This is a genomic window from Acetobacter okinawensis (genome assembly GCF_002153655.1).
Taxonomy (GTDB): domain Bacteria; phylum Pseudomonadota; class Alphaproteobacteria; order Acetobacterales; family Acetobacteraceae; genus Acetobacter; species Acetobacter okinawensis_A.
This window is the reverse complement of the sequence record NZ_JOPJ01000084.1, coordinates 1-352: the sequence shown is the minus strand read 5'-3', so window position 1 is coordinate 352 and position 352 is coordinate 1. Positions and strand designations below refer to the sequence as shown.

General features: G+C 45.7%; 1 protein-coding gene. It reads right to left on the bottom strand.

Annotated elements, in window-relative coordinates:
• Positions 1-352 (bottom strand): recombinase family protein (locus HK26_RS12820; RefSeq protein WP_143296380.1); only part of this gene is annotated, 352 nt, incomplete at both ends.

The following is a 352-nucleotide window of genomic DNA, read 5'->3' as shown; positions in this document are numbered from 1 at the left end:
TTCTGAGCATGGTCTATGCCACTTCTAATGCGCTCATTAATGGTTTCACGCTCATTTTGAGCAATGACAGACATCAGCAGATAACTGACACGGCTTGACCTGTCTGACGTATCCACACCCTCTGTCAGACTTCTGACTGTTATCCCTTTCTGGTCAAATTCTTCCAGTAATCGTGCAAGATGGGCTGTTCGTCTTCCAAGTCTGTCCACCTTCCAGACAGTCAGAACATCCCCCTTGTTTAACAGAGACAGCAAACTGTTTAACTGTGGCCTGTCTTCTGTTGTACCGGAAATGACATCCATAAAAATTCTTTCTTTTGGAATCCCGGCTTCCAGCAATCGACTGACCTGCA